The sequence below is a fragment of the Myxococcus sp. MH1 genome (assembly GCF_059738865.1).
Genome location: NZ_AP026947.1, coordinates 1,896,163 through 1,910,371 on the forward strand (window position 1 = coordinate 1,896,163; position 14,209 = coordinate 1,910,371).

Here is a 14,209-nt window from a genome sequence, read left to right on the forward strand (position 1 = left end):
GTCAGCGGCCCTCCAGCCAACGCGAGTACGCCCCGAAGTCGTAGCCCCGTCCCAGGAAGTCGCGCACCAGGTCCGCGGCGTCCTCGGAGCCCCCGGGCGCCAGCACCTTGTCGCGGTATCGCCGGGCCGTCTCCACGTCCATCAGCCCGTGCGCCTCGAACGGGGTGAGCAGGTCCCGCGCGATGACGAGCGACCAGAGGTACGTGTAGTAGAGCGCCGAGTAGTCCCCGTCGAGCTGGGTGAAGGCCAGGTGGGCGTAGGTGCCGTCCACGGCGCGGAAGGGCAGGTAGCGCTCCTGGAGCGCCAGCACGCGCGCGGTGGAGTCGCGGCCGGCGGGGTCTCCGTCGTGCAGGTGCAGGCTGACGGCGGCGTAGAAGAGCTGCTGGCGCACCCACAGCCCCTTGCCGAACGAGTCCGCGCGGCGCATCCGCGTGATGAGGTCCTCGGGCAGCGGCGCGTCCGTGTCCACGTGCCGGGCGAAGCGCTGCAGGGTCTCCACGCTCCACGCCCACTCCTCCAGCACCTGGGCGGGCGCCTCCACGAAGTCCACCTCCGTGCGCGTGCCGGACAGCCCCGCCCAGCGCGTGCGGCCGCCCAGGAGGTGGTGCAGCAGGTGGCCGAACTCGTGGAAGAAGGTGCGCACCTCGGAGTGCTGCAGGAGCGCCGGGCGCGCGCCGGGGCGGGGGAAGTTGCACGTGAGCACGCCCTCGGGCAGCGCCTTGCCCGCGCGGCCCACGGCCAGGTCCCACTGCGCCGCGTGGGTGTACTTGCCCGGGCGCGGGTGCATGTCCAGGTAGAAGCGGCCCAGGCGCACGGGGCCCTCGAGGACGTCGTAGACCTCCACGTCCGGGTGCCACACGGGCGCGTCGACCACGCGCCGGTAGGTGAGCCCGAAGAGGCGCGCGGTGAGGTCCAGCACGCCCTCCTTCACGCGCGTGTACTCGAAGTAGGGCCGCAGCTCGCGCGAGTCGAAGCGGAAGCGCTCGGCGCGCACCCGGTCCTCCAGGAAGGCCTGCTCCCAGGGCTCCACGCGCGTGGCCTCGGGCTCGTCGCGGCGCTTCCTCTCGAGCAGCGCGTCGTACTCCTCGCGCACGCGCCCGGTGACGGTGGTGGAGAGTGACTCGATGAAGTCCGCCGCCACGTCCTGGCGCTTCACCATCTTGTCCTCGGCCGCGTACGCCGCCCACGTCGGGTAGCCCAAAAGCGTCGCCAGCGCGTGGCGCGCCTGGAGCATGCGCGCGAGCGTCACCAGGTTGCGCGGGTGGCCGCGGCGCCGGCCCAGCCGCCACAGCGCCTCGCGCGTGGCCGTGTCGCGCGCGTACGTCATGAAGGGGCCCAGGTCCGACGTGTCCGTGCGCAGCCGCACCCGCCCGTCCGGGCCCGGTGGGTGCGCGCGCACGTAGTCCTCCGGCAGGCCCGCGAGCGCCGAGGGCGCCACGTCCAGGTGCCGCACGTCCTCGTGGATGTGCCGGCTGAACTCCTGGCCCAGCAGGATGAGCTCCTCCTGCAGTTGCCGCACGCGCTCGCGCGTCGTCTCGTCGCGGTCCACCCCCGCGCGCTTGAAGCCGCGCAGCACCCGCGCCATCCAGTGCCGCGTCACCGCGTCCTGGCCCGCGAGCGTCAGCCCCGACAGCACGTCGTAGACGCGCCGGTCCAGCGCGATGTCCGTGCGCACCCGCTCCACCGCCTGCTCACACCGCTCGGCGGCGGCGCGGAAGGCCGCGTCCGGATGCACGTTGGCGCCGATGCCCGAGCGCCCCACGACGTCGTCCAGCAGCGCCATCGCGTCGTCGTACGTGGTGAGCACCTCCACCTCGGGCGCCGCTCGCGTGGACGGCGCCGTCAGCTTCGCCACCGCCGCGCGCGCCGTCTGGATGTCGCGCCGACACGCCTCCATGAACCGCGAGGGGCTCACGGCCAGCAGTCGCCCCGCGTCCGGCACCAGCAGCGCGCCTCGTGCGTCGCCCGCGCGGACAGGGCCCTGCCGGGACGGGCCCGTACAGCCCGCCAGCAGCAGCGTGACGACGATGACGAACCTGAAACGCAAAGGCCCTCCCGAACCGGCAAGTGTGGAAGCGGAGCGCGCCACCTGGGGGCTAACCCGTACCCGCTTTCGCAAAGAGGACGGATGGGAGTCCAGTTTGTTGCAAAATTTCAGTGAAAGCGGAGTCGCGGGGCCAATCCATGCGGGCCTGAAAAGGGGCCGGCGAGGGTGGCTCAGGGGGTGATTTGGAAGAAGCGGGCGGCGTTGTCGCGGGTGACGCGGCGCACGAGGCGCTCGGACAGGCGGGCCTTGGACAGGAGGTTGGTGACGCGGGCGAGGCCCAGGATGTCGCCCGCGCCGTCGCCGGCGTCGGAGTTGAGCACCAGCCGCTCGCTGCCGAGCCTGCGCACGAGGATGACGGCGCGCTCGGCGACGAGCGCCTCGGGGTGCAGCGTCAGCCCGGCCCAGTGGCCCACCTCCAGGATGGTGCGCACGGTGCGCGCGCTGGCGTGGTCCACCAGCACGCGCGAGGGCAGCACGCCGGACTGGCGCAGCAGCGTGAGGATGCGGCGCGTGTGTCGCTCCTTGTCGGCCAGAGGCGTGTGCACCACGACGCGCAGCTTGAGGCGGCGCGCCAGGGCGAGCTGCTCGAGGAAGGCCTCCTCCTCCTCCTCGCCGCCGGCGTGCAGCCCCGTCTCGCCGAGCGCGACGACGCGGCCGCCCTGGAAGTAGTCGGGCAGCGTGGAGAGGACCTCCGACAGCCCGCGCCGGGGGATGCAGCGCGGGTGGACGCCCAGCGCGGCGTACGCCCGGATGCCCAGCTTCTCCAGCCGGGGGAGCTGCCGCTCGACGATGTCGTCGAAGTGGCGCAGCAGCGCCTTGGACGTGGGCTCCGGGAAGTGGTGCGCGACGACGAGCGCCCGCTCCACCCCGAAGAAGCGCATCGACTCCAGGTCCTGGTCGCTCAGGCTCTCGGGGTGCAGGTGCGCGTCGAAGATGGGGAGGGGCTCGGCCACGGCGTCAATCCTGTCCCAGGGAGACACCTTCGTTGCGAGGGTCGCTCGCGGCGAAGCGCAGCCCCGTCTTGGGGTCGACGAAGACGGCCTCCGCGTCGCCCCACTGCTCCACGCGGCGCACCTTGTGGCCCTTGGCCTCCAGCGCCGACAGCGTGGCGGGCTCCAGCCCCCAGCGGTCCACCCACAGCTCGTCCGGCAGGTACTGGTGATGGACGCGGCCCTCGTTCACCGCGCGCACCACGTCCATGCTGCCGTCCACCACGTTGCTGATGACCTGGATGACGGTGGTGGGGATGGTGGAGCCGCCGGGGCTGCCCACCGCGAGCATCACCTTCTTCGGGTCCTCCTTGGAGAACACCAGCGTGGGGGACATGGAGGACTGGGGCACCTTGCCGGGGTGTACGGCGTTGGGCTCGCCCGTGACGAGGCCGTACGCGTTGGGCACGCCGGGCTGCGCGGCGAAGTCGTCCATCTCGTCGTTGAGCAGCACGCCGGTGCCCTTGGCCACCACGCACGAGCCGAAGCTGTAGTTCACCGTGGTGGTCAGCGCCACCGCGTTGCCCTGCTTGTCGACGATGGAGATGTGCGTGGTGTTCTTGCGCTCCGGCTCCGGCGTCAGCGTGGCGGGCTTGTCCGTCAGCGTGGAGCCCTGCTGCGTGCCCGCCGCCTGCGGCAGCAGCGCCAGGCTGGAGGTGGCCTTCTTCGGGTCGATGGAGCCCGCCAGGTCCGCGATGTGTCCCTTGGAGATGAGCCGCTGGGTGGGCACGTCCGCGAAGTCCGGGTCACCCAGGTACTTGGCCCGGTCCACGTACGCGCGCCGCAGCGCCTCCACGTACAGGTGCACGCTGTCCGGCTCCCTCCAGGTGAAGCCCTGGGGCCTCAACTGCTCCAGCGCGCCCAGGACCTGGAGCACCGCCACTCCGCCCGCGCTCGGCGGCGGCATGGTGAGGATGCGGTGGCCGCGGTAGCTGCCCTCCAGCGCCTGACGCTCGCGCGTCTTGTACGACGACAGGTCCTCCAGCGTGACGATGCCGCCGCCCGCCTTCACCGTGTCGACGATGCCCTTGGCCACGCTGCCCGCGTAGAAGCCCTTGGCGCCGCTCTTTGACACGGCCGTCAGCGTGCGCGCCAGGTCCGGCTGGCGCACCAGGTGGCCCACCGGCGGGATGATGGCCTCGCCCTGCTCGTTCTTGGTCAGGAAGATGCGGCTGGCCTCCGGGTCCTTGCGCAGGCACTCCAGCCGGCCTTCCGCCAGCGCGCGGTAGCGGGGCGTCACCCACAGGCCCTTCTTCGCCGCCTCGATGGCCGGCGCCAGCACCACGGCGCGCGGCAGGGTGCCGTGCTTCTCGAGCAGCTCCAGGTAGCCCGCCACCGCGCCCGGCACCGCGACGCTCAAGACGCCGTCGGTGGACAGCCCCGGCACCACCTTGCCGTCCTTGACGAACATGTCGCGCGTGGCCGCCTTGGGCGCCACCTCGCGGAAGTCCAGCACCCGGGTGGTGCCCGTCCTCGCGTCGTGCACCAGCGCGAAGCCGCCGCCGCCCACGCCCGAGTGGTAGGGCCCCACGACGGCCGCCACGAAGGCCGCCGCCACCGCCGCGTCCACCGCGTTGCCGCCGCGCTCGAGCATCTTCAGCGCCGCCTCGCTCGCGGGCGGGTACGCCGTGGCCACCGCGCCACCCCGGTACGGTCGCGCCGCCTGGGCCACGCCCGCCACCAGCATCAGCACCACCAGCGCCGCCGCCTCCAGCACCTTCGCGCGCGTGCGCGGGGCCTGCTTCTCGAAGCTCGTGTCGTTCACGGAATCCACCCCTCCTCGGGGCGCAATCAATACCTTGTGGCTGGCATTCGTCGCAGGGGATGTGTTACCCGGCGGACACTCACCCACACCTTGGGGCCGGGACTCGGGGGCGCCTGAGCGACTACACCTCTCCCGGTATGCACGAACTGTCCGCACCGGACCATGATTTCAACTCGGCAACATTTTTCCTCTTGGATTGTTCCTCCAGAGGGAGCATCCTTCCCCCATCATGAGCCGCGAGTGGGGGAGCACATGAGCGCACCGGTCATCCCAGACAAACAGCCCCGACCCGGGTCTGTTCCGCCCTCCGGCCGGGTCACCCTCTTCCTCAAGCCCAGCTTTGGAATCACGGTGAAGAGCAACGCGCTGTGTGTCGCCGTGCAGGCAAAGCCCCGACCCGACAACACCTCGGAGACTTCGGAGCTTCGCCCGGTTGACGACTCGAATCCCGGTCCCTAATCCTCCGCCGCATGACAGCTCTGTCGGCGGTGGTGCTGTGTGCGGGCAAGGGCACGCGGATGAAGTCGAAGAAGGCCAAGGTCCTTCACGCCATCCTCGGAAAGCCCCTGTGCGCGTATCCCCTCAAGCGAGCGCTCGAGCTCGGTGCCACGTCGGTGGTGCCAGTGGTGGGCCATCAAGCGGAGAGCGTGGAGAAGGAGGTCCGCGCCCTGTTCCCCCAAGCGCCCCTCACCTTCGCGCTCCAGCGTGAGCAGCGGGGTACGGCGGACGCGGTGCGCTCCGCGGAGGAGGCCCTGAAGGGGTTCTCCGGGCGCGTGCTCATCCTCTACGGGGACGTGCCGTTGCTGCGCAAGGAGACCCTGGCGTCGCTGTTGGCCGCGCATGACGCGGCGGGCGGCGTGCTGGCGATGGTGACGACGGTGCTCGAGGACCCCACCGGCTACGGGCGCGTCCTGCGCGAGGGCGGCCGGGTGACGCGGGTGGTGGAGCAGAAGGACGCCAGCCCCGAGCAGCGCGCGGTGAAGGAGTGCAACGCGGGCATCTACTCCGTCGACGCGGCCTTCCTCTGGAAGGCGCTGGCCGATATCAAGCCGAACAACGCGCAGGGCGAGTACTACCTCACGGACCTGGTGGAACTGGCCGCGAGGCAGGGCCCGGTGGGCACCGTCGTGGCGGACGCCACCGAGACGGCGGGGGTGAATGACAAGGTGGAGCTGGCGGCGCGGGCCAAGGTGCTCCAGCGGCGCATCAACGACGCGCACATGCGCGCGGGCGTCACGCTGCACGACCCGGACACCACCTTCATCGAGGAGGACGTGGTGGTGGGCTCGGACTCCGAGGTGGGCCCGGGTGTGTCGCTGACCGCGGGCAGCGTCATCGGCGAGGGCGTGGTGATTGGCCCCGGCTGCGTGGTGAGCGCCTCCACGGTGGCGGACGGCTCCGTGCTCAAGCCCTACTCCGTGCTGGAGGAGGCGAAGGTGGGAGTGCGGAACGTCATCGGCCCGTTCGCCCGCCTGCGCCCGGGGACGGAGCTGGCAGAGGACGTGCATCTGGGCAACTTCGTGGAGACGAAGAAGGCGCAGATCGGCAAGGGCAGCAAGGCCAACCACCTGACTTATCTGGGGGACGCCCGGATTGGCGCGGGCTGCAACATCGGCGCGGGCACCATCACCTGTAATTATGACGGGGTGAACAAGAGCCTGACGGAGCTGGGCGACGGGGTCTTCATCGGCTCCGACACGCAGCTGGTGGCGCCCGTGAAGGTGGGCGACGGGGCCTATGTCGGGGCGGGCACCACGGTGACGAAAAACGTGCCTCCTGGGAGCCTCGCTGTGTCACGTGCGCCACAGGTGACGAAGGAAGGTTGGGTGGCCGCGAAGAAGGCGCGTCGCGCGGCCAAGGGTGGTTGAGCCAGGGCGTGGCTCTTGCTTGGGGAGCGGCCGGACTGCCGCTCCCGGAGATGTACGGGTATCCCTCGGTTTGCTCCGGCGGGCGTGGGCGTGAGAGAGAGGTCAGAACATGTGCGGGATTGTTGGTTACGTCGGTGACAAGGAATCGGCTCCCATCCTCGTTTCCGGGCTGAAGAAGCTCGAGTACCGGGGGTATGACTCGGCGGGCGTGGCGGTGGTGAACCGCAACGAGCTGAACGTGGTGCGCGCCACGGGCAAGCTGCGCAACCTGGAGAACCGCGTGGTGGCGGACCAGCCGAAGGGGAACATCGGCATCGGTCACACGCGCTGGGCCACGCACGGGCGTCCCTCGGACGAGAACGCGCACCCCCACACGTACAAGAACGTCGCGGTGGTGCACAACGGCATCATCGAGAACCACCTGGCGCTCAAGGAGCAGCTGCGCGCCAGGGGCCATGTCTTCTCCTCGGAGACGGACACGGAGGTCTTCGCCCACCTCATCTCGGAGGAGCTGGAGAAGGGCAAGGACCTGCCGGACGCGGTGCGCGGCGCGATTGAGCAGGTGAAGGGCACGTACGCGCTGGCGGTGGTGAGCGCGACGGACCCCAACCGCATCGTCGCGACGAAGAACGCGTCGCCCATGGTGCTGGGCCTGAGCGAGGGGCAGAACTTCATCGCCAGCGACGTGCCCGCGGTGCTCGAGCACACGCGCGACATCGTCTACATGGAGGAGGGTGACCTGGCCATCGTCACCGCTTCCAAGGTGGACATCTTCAACCGCCAGGGTCAGCCGGTGAACCGCGCCACCCGCCGCATCGACTGGACGCCGATGATGGCGGAGAAGGGCGGCCACAAGCACTTCATGCACAAGGAGATCTGGGAGCAGCCCCGCGCCGTCGCGGACACGCTGCGCGGCCGGATGCTCCTGTCCGAGGGCGACGTCCACTTCGAGGGCTGGAACCTGACGCCCGAGAAGGTGCGCTCGCTCACGAAGATCACGATTCTCGCGTGCGGCACGTCGTGGCACTCGGGCGTGGCCGGCAAGCACATGATTGAGACGCTGGCGCGGCTGCCGGTCGAGGTGGAGCTGGCGAGCGAGTTCCGCTACCGCGACCCCATCGTCGAGGGCACGCACCTGGCCATCGCCATCAGCCAGTCGGGTGAGACGGCGGACACGCTGGCGGCGTTCAAGGAGGCCAAGGCGCGCGGGGCCACGGCGATGGCCATCTGCAACGTCATCGGCAGCGCGATGACGCGCGAGGCGGAGTTCTCCGTCCTGACGAACGCGGGCCCGGAGATTGGCGTCGCGTCCACCAAGGCGTTCACCACGCAGCTGGTGGCGCTCTACCTGCTGGCGGTGAAGCTGGGCCGCATGCGTGGGACGTTGTCGGTGCAGGCGGCGCAGGAGCACCTGACGCACCTGACCGAGATCCCGAAGATGATCGAGGACGTGCTCAAGTGCGAGCCGGCCGTGAAGCGCGTGGCGCGTGAGTTCATGAACGCGCAGGACTTCCTCTTCCTCGGCCGTGGCCCCATGCACCCGGTGGCGCTCGAGGGCGCGCTGAAGCTGAAGGAGATTTCGTACATCCACGCGGAGGGCTACGCGGGTGGCGAGATGAAGCACGGCCCCATCGCCCTCATCGACGAGAAGATGCCGGTGGTGGTCATCGCGCCGAAGCAGCCGCACGTGGCCTACGAGAAGATCATCGGCAACGTGGAGGAGGTCCGCGCGCGCGGCGGCAAGGTCATCGCCGTCATCGACGAGGACGACAAGCAGGTGGACGGCCTGGCGGACCACGTCATCCGGATTCCGGCGGCGTGCGCGCTGCTGGCGCCGGTGGTGGCCACGATTCCGCTGCAGCTCCTCGCGTACCACGTGGCGGAGATGCGCGGGAACGACGTGGACCAGCCGCGCAACCTGGCCAAGAGCGTGACGGTGGAGTAGCCGTCGCTCGCGCCTCCTGATGCACGCGGAGCCCGGGTTCCCCTGATGGGGGCCCGGGCTCCTGTCGTTCCGGGGCTCGGGCCTCCCCGGTGGGCCGGCATGCTGTCGCCCGGAGGAAGTCGCGGGCGCCTCGCGCTTTGATGCCCACCCGCTTGCGTGGATACAGTCACCGGGTGTCGGACGCCACGCGCACCCAGCCTCCCCTGCACCAGACCGAGCAGGAGCCCGGCGAGGAGCGTCTGGGGGACCTGGCGCCCTGGACGCCCCCTGGCGCCGAGGCCGGGACCCAGGGCCTGACGGACCTCTCCTCCTGGGCCGCGCCCGCCCCGGCGCACCTGGTCCGGCCCACGCCTCCGGTGGAGCTGCCCCTGCCCGTCCTCGTCCGGGTGGAGCAGGCCGTGGCCGCGCCCGAGGCGGAGCGCCCCGAGGCCGCCTCCCGGCTCAATGAAGTCCTCGCCCAGCTCGCCCAGGGCGGCGGGGAGCGTCAGGTGGCGGACACCCTGCACCGGCTGCTCGACAGCGGCCGGCTGGAGGGACTGGTGGACGCCCGGGGGCGCTCGTGCCGCGCCGTGGCCGTGGAGGCGCTCCTGTCCCTGGGCTTCCCCTACGCCCTGGAGGTCCAGCCCGAGGACCTCAAGCACCTGCGCGCCAACCACGCCTCGCGCCCCCAGGGCCGCCCCGGCGCGCTCGACTTCGGCCCGGAGGTCCCCGCCCTGGTGCTGGGCGGCGGCCTCTTCGCCCAGATGGTGGAGGAGTTCCTGCGTCCCGGCGTGGTCGAGGGCACGGTGACCTTGCAGGTGGGCCTGTGCGTGCTGGCCATGCTGGCCTTGTGGCTTGCCCCGCCCCGGACTCCCGTGTACCGCCTGGGCCTGGGATTGCTGGCCCTCGTGTCGGGCTACGGGCTGCTGCTGGCCCTCGGCTCGGCGGGGCATGCCGGGGGGCTGTGGGCAGGTGTGGCAGGCGCGGTGGCCGTCCTCCTGGCTGCCCTCCGCGAGAGCTGACCGGCAGGATTCAACACGGATGTCAGAGGGGTGGACTAGGGTCTACCCATCGCGTACTAAAAGCGCGTTCAGGTGAGCCGGGGTGGCTCGCCAATACAAGGAGCCAAGAGAAATGGCCGTGAATCAGGAGAAGGAAAAGGCGATCGAGCTGGCGATGTCCGCGGTGGAGCGCCAGTTCGGTAAGGGGTCCATCATGCGGCTCGGCAACGACGAGCCGCTGATGCGGGACGTGCAGGCCATTTCGACGGGCTCGATTTCGCTGGATATCGCCCTGGGCGTGGGCGGCGTGCCCAAGGGCCGCATCATCGAGATCTTCGGACCGGAGTCCTCCGGCAAGACGACGCTGTGTCTGCACATCGTCGCCGAGGCGCAGAAGCGCGGCGGCATCTGCGGCTACGTGGACGCCGAGCACGCGCTGGACGTGGGCTACGCGCGCAAGCTGGGCGTGCGCACCGACGACCTGCTCCTGAGCCAGCCGGACACCGGTGAGCAGGCGCTGGAAATCGCGGAGATGCTGGTGCGCTCGGGCGCCATCGACGTGCTGGTGGTGGACTCGGTGGCCGCGCTCGTTCCCAAGGCGGAGCTCGAGGGCGAGATGGGCGACGCGCACATGGGTGTGCAGGCCCGTCTGATGAGCCAGGCCTTGCGCAAGCTCACGGGCACCATTGCCAAGAGCCAGACGTGCGTCATCTTCATCAACCAGATCCGCATGAAGATCGGCGTCATGTTCGGCAACCCCGAGACGACCACGGGCGGCAACGCGCTGAAGTTCTACGCGTCGCAGCGCCTGGACATCCGCCGCATCGGCGCCATCAAGAATGGCGAGAACGTGGTGGGCAGCCGCACCCGCGTGAAGGTGGTGAAGAACAAGGTGGCGCCTCCGTTCAAGGAGGTCGAGTTCGACATCATGTACGGCACGGGCATCTCCCGTGAAGGCGACCTCATCGACCTGGCCTCCAACGACAACATCGTGGAGAAGAGCGGCAGCTGGTTCTCGTTCAACGGCGAGCGCATCGGTCAGGGCCGGGAGAACGCGAAGGACTACCTGCGGGAGCACCCGGAGGTGGCGCGCGACATCGAGACCCGCGTGCTGGAGAAGTACGGCATCGCGAAGGGCGCGCCCCTCTCCGCGGCCCCCGCAGAGGAGGCCCCCGCCGAGGGTGCCAGCGAGAAGCGTCAGCGCGTGAAGGCCGTGAAGTAACGCCTTCCCTCGCGGAACTTCGACAGACGGGGTCGTCCTCCTTCGTGGGGGCGGCCCCGTCGTCGTTGCCGGCCCCACGCATGCGGGGCGCACGGGTGGCCCCGGGCGCCGAGTGCTGACACGACGCGTTGTGTCCGGCGTGTGGCGGGGATGTTGCCGGAGTGATGGACGAGGGCCGTAGACTCCCGGGCGTTTCGTTTCGCTAGCGCTTGCCCCTGGGAGTGTCACCTTGTTCGACCGTCTGAATCGTCGCAGCTTCCTTCAGGCCGTGGTCGCCGTCGCGGCGAGTACCTCATTCGGGTGCTCGGATGATGACGACACGAAGAAGCCCACCGCCGATGCGAAGTACTTCCCGCAGTCGGTCTGCTCGGGAGACCCGAGGCCGGACAGCGTCATCCTGTGGGTGCGCGCGTGGGACCCGGACAACGCGGGCGCGGACGCGCCGGTGCGGCTGGAGGTGTCCACCCGCGCGGAGTTCAGCGACTTCGTGTTCCGGGGCGACTTCACGGCGCTGGCGGCGAACGACCACGCGCTCAAGGTCAAGGTGACGAAGCTGTCAGCGCGCACCACGTACTACTACCGCTTCGTGCTGACGAAGAACGGGACGGAGTACACGACGGCGACGGGCCGGACCCGCACGGCGCCGGCGGCCGGGGCGGACGTGGCGGTGAAGTTCGCCTTCGCCAGCTGCCAGGACTACATCGGCCGTTACTACAACGCGTGGCAGCGGCTGCTGGAGCTGGACGAGGACCTGGACTTCATCGTGTTCCTCGGCGACTACATCTACGAGACGACGGGGGACAAGTCGTTCCAGTCGGGCAACACCGAGCGGCGCGTGGTGTTCAGCGAGCCGGACAAGGCGCTGCAGCTGGGCTCGGGTGAGTCGACGTATTACGCGGCCAACGCGCTGTCGAACTACCGCGACCTCTACAAGACGCTGCGCACCGACAAGCTCATCCAGCAGGTGCACGAGCGCTACCCGTTCATCATCATCTGGGACGACCACGAGTTCTCCGACGACAGCTGGGGCTCCAACGCGACGTACCTGGACGGGCGCGCGGCGGAGAACCAGATTGAGCGCAAGCGCAACTCGGAGCGCGCCTTCTTCGAGTACATCCCGCTGGACAACACGGCCTCGGCGGAGGGCGCCATCGACGTGGCGAGCGCGCCGGTGTTCCCGAACACGCGCGTCTACCGGGACTTCGACTTCGGCAAGCACCTGAAGCTGGCGGTGTCCGACTACCGCACCTACCGCCCGGACCACCTCATCCCCGAGGACGCGTACCCGGGCAAGGTGGCGGTGGAGGCGTCGGTGCTGGGGTTGGCGCTGCCGACGCTGCCGGCGCCGGTGCAGGCGCTGCTCCAGTCGGAGACGTTCGCGTACACGAGCCTGGACCTGCCGGAGCACGCGACGCAGAAGGCGGTGCTCCAGGGCGCGTACGTGCAGCAGGCGGTGGCGGCGGGCCTCACCCAGGACGCGGCCACGGTGAAGGCCCAGACGTGGGTGTCCGGGAACGTGTCGCTCTTCTACGCCAACCAGGTGCTGACGGCGGTGAACGCGGCGCGCGAGGCTGCGGGGCAGCCCGCGATTCCGCTGCTCTCCACGGCGGGCACGCTGCGAGGGCTCGCGTACGTGCACCTGGGCAAGGGCTCGCTCTTCAACATCCAGGGCTCGCGCTACATCGTGGTGAAGCCCATCTACGACTTGTTCTCCGCCCTGCGCTACGCCACCTCGGCCGGGCTGAGCGAGGACGCGCTGGGCGCGACGCAGCAGGCGTGGCTGCAGAACCAGCTGAAGGCGGCGAACACCTGGAAGATTGTCGTCAGCTCCGTGTCGATGACGTCCATGGTGTTCGACCTGTCGGCGAAGACGGACATCCCGGACCCGACGCTGCGCCAGGTCTTCTACTTCAACGCGGACCAGTGGGACGGCTTCCCCGCGAAGAAGAAGGAGCTGCTGGAGTTCATCGCGCAGAACCAGGTGAAGAACGCGATGTTCATCTCCGGCGACATCCACGCGTCGTTCGCGTCCGTGGAGGGCGGCGTGCCCGCGCTGACGGCGCCCGCGATCACCTCCGGCTCCATCAAGGAGCTGGCGGGGCTGGCCGTCATCGGCGCGGGCTACGGCCCGGGCAGCGCCGTCTACAAGTACGTCGTCACGGAGCTCAACGAGTCGCTGGCCGCGGGCAACCCCGGCATGCGCTACGTGAACGGTGACGCGCATGGCTTCGTGGTGCTGGAGGTGAAGGGCGACGAGGCCCTGGCCGCCTTCCACCTCATCCCCAGCACCGAGGTGACGAAGGACTACTCGGTGCGCGGCGCCGCGGAGCTGCAGGCGCAGTTCACCCGCGTGGACTTCCGCGTGCAGAACGGGGCGATCACGAAGCTCTGAGCCCACGGGCACCGAAGCGCTCCCACGCTCACCCGTGGGAGGACGAGGGCCGCGCCGGGAGCCAGAAGGCTTCTCCCGGTGGCGGCCCTCGCCGCTTTGGTGGGATTGGAAAATTTCCTAGGGACTGGCGTTTTCCGTGAATTACCCTCGAGTCCTCCGTGTCGTCGTCCGGCACGGTGAGACACCTGGCGGGTTCACCTGGAAAGGAAGGCAGCACGATGAGCGCTCAGTCCCCGAAGAAGAAGCTGACCCTGAAGAAGGAGACGCTCCGCACGCTCGAGACGGTGGAGCCGTCGCTGCTGGAGGGCGTCGTCGGTGGCGCGGGCCTGGGGCTCGAGAACGCCGTCACGCTGACCGTCACGCAGGACCCCAGCCGCCTCACGCTGAAGACGCGCTGACCTTCCGTGGGGAGTGTCCCGCTCGCCGGAACGGGTTAGAAGTCCGGGCATGGTGACTGGCGTCGCGGCCCCGGACCTGTTGCTCGTTCCGGCGCATCCCGAGCACGTGGACTTCTGGCTGGCGCTGCGCGCCGAGGCCGGGGCCCGTCGCTACGTGGACACGGAGGACGACTCGCGGGAGGTGCTGGTGAAGCGCATCCTGGAGGCGGGCACGCTGGAGGAGCCCCGCGCGAAGGGGTTCCGCTGGTTCGTGCGCCTGGGGGACGCGTGGGTGGGCACGGTGTCCGCGCGCGACGTGTCCCGGGAGCACGGGCGCCTGCAGATTGGCTACATGATGGCGGAGGCGTACCACGGGCGCGGGCTGGGCTCGCGCGCGGTGGGGATGATGCTGGAGCGCCTGTTCACGCTGCCGTTCCTGCACCGGGTGTGGCTGACGACGCTGTCGGAGAACCTGGGCTCCCAGGGCGTGGCGCGCAAGCTGGGCTTCTCGCTGGAGGGGACGATGCGGGGGCACAGCGTGCTGCGGGGGGAGCGCAAGGACCAGCAATTCTGGGGAATGTCGCGCAGTGACTGGGAGGCGCGCCGGCGCGGGTGACGCGCGCT

10 protein-coding genes are annotated in these 14,209 nt (G+C 70.0%); 7 read left to right on the forward strand and 3 right to left on the reverse strand.

Features of this window, described 5'->3' with window-relative positions; translation table 11 throughout:
• Position 1: 1 nt before the first annotated feature.
• The 3 genes from AC6JA9_RS07780 to ggt all read right to left on the reverse strand — a co-directional run bounded on the left by AC6JA9_RS07780 (position 2) and on the right by ggt (position 4,801).
• On the reverse strand, positions 2 to 1,897 hold the full coding sequence (locus AC6JA9_RS07780; RefSeq protein ID WP_370640323.1) for a M3 family metallopeptidase: 1,896 nt from the start codon (positions 1,895 to 1,897) through the stop codon (positions 2 to 4).
• Between the two features lie 320 nt (positions 1,898 to 2,217).
• Entirely contained in the window at positions 2,218 to 3,000 is a 783-nt protein-coding gene (locus AC6JA9_RS07785; RefSeq protein ID WP_223746405.1) for a TatD family hydrolase, read from the reverse strand.
• A gap of 4 nt (positions 3,001 to 3,004) precedes the next feature.
• Positions 3,005 to 4,801 carry a gamma-glutamyltransferase gene (gene ggt, locus AC6JA9_RS07790; RefSeq protein ID WP_497959362.1) on the reverse strand — a complete coding sequence of 599 codons (1,797 nt, stop codon included), beginning with the start codon at positions 4,799 to 4,801 and terminating at the stop codon, positions 3,005 to 3,007.
• 458 nt (positions 4,802 to 5,259) lie between these two features.
• Between ggt and glmU the strand changes: the two genes are divergently transcribed.
• The 7 genes from glmU to AC6JA9_RS07825 all read left to right on the forward strand — a co-directional run bounded on the left by glmU (position 5,260) and on the right by AC6JA9_RS07825 (position 14,201).
• Positions 5,260 to 6,669 (forward strand): bifunctional UDP-N-acetylglucosamine diphosphorylase/glucosamine-1-phosphate N-acetyltransferase GlmU, encoded by a 1,410-nt coding sequence (gene glmU / locus AC6JA9_RS07795; protein ID WP_223746480.1) that lies wholly within the window; start codon positions 5,260 to 5,262, stop codon positions 6,667 to 6,669.
• A gap of 109 nt (positions 6,670 to 6,778) precedes the next feature.
• Positions 6,779 to 8,614: a glutamine--fructose-6-phosphate transaminase (isomerizing) gene (glmS, locus tag AC6JA9_RS07800; RefSeq protein ID WP_223746407.1), complete on the forward strand. Its 1,836-nt coding sequence runs from the start codon at positions 6,779 to 6,781 to the stop codon at positions 8,612 to 8,614.
• A gap of 173 nt (positions 8,615 to 8,787) precedes the next feature.
• On the forward strand, positions 8,788 to 9,615 hold the full coding sequence (locus AC6JA9_RS07805) for a hypothetical protein (RefSeq protein WP_267697725.1): 828 nt from the start codon (positions 8,788 to 8,790) through the stop codon (positions 9,613 to 9,615).
• Between the two features lie 112 nt (positions 9,616 to 9,727).
• Positions 9,728 to 10,816: a recombinase RecA gene (gene recA, locus AC6JA9_RS07810; RefSeq protein ID WP_141325914.1), complete on the forward strand. Its 1,089-nt coding sequence runs from the start codon at positions 9,728 to 9,730 to the stop codon at positions 10,814 to 10,816.
• Positions 10,817 to 11,045: 229 nt separating this feature from the next.
• A complete protein-coding gene (locus tag AC6JA9_RS07815) occupies positions 11,046 to 13,208 on the forward strand; it encodes an alkaline phosphatase D family protein (RefSeq protein WP_223746409.1) in 2,163 nt (720 codons plus the stop codon).
• A gap of 218 nt (positions 13,209 to 13,426) precedes the next feature.
• A complete protein-coding gene (locus AC6JA9_RS07820) occupies positions 13,427 to 13,606 on the forward strand; it encodes a hypothetical protein (RefSeq protein ID WP_497959363.1) in 180 nt (59 codons plus the stop codon).
• 49 nt (positions 13,607 to 13,655) lie between these two features.
• A complete protein-coding gene (locus AC6JA9_RS07825; RefSeq protein WP_497959364.1) occupies positions 13,656 to 14,201 on the forward strand; it encodes a GNAT family N-acetyltransferase in 546 nt (181 codons plus the stop codon).
• Positions 14,202 to 14,209 lie beyond the last annotated feature (8 nt).

Bases quoted from the DNA above. Each gene is read 5' to 3' on its own strand.
- AC6JA9_RS07780 (WP_370640323.1), bottom strand. From the start codon at position 1,897: ATGGAGGCGTGTCGGCGCGACATCCAGACGGCGCGCGCGGCGGTGGCG.
- glmS (WP_223746407.1), top strand. From the start codon at position 6,779: ATGTGCGGGATTGTTGGTTACGTCGGTGACAAGGAATCGGCTCCCATC.
- recA (WP_141325914.1), top strand. From the start codon at position 9,728: ATGGCCGTGAATCAGGAGAAGGAAAAGGCGATCGAGCTGGCGATGTCC.
- AC6JA9_RS07820 (WP_497959363.1), top strand. From the start codon at position 13,427: ATGAGCGCTCAGTCCCCGAAGAAGAAGCTGACCCTGAAGAAGGAGACG.
- AC6JA9_RS07825 (WP_497959364.1), top strand. From the start codon at position 13,656: ATGGTGACTGGCGTCGCGGCCCCGGACCTGTTGCTCGTTCCGGCGCAT.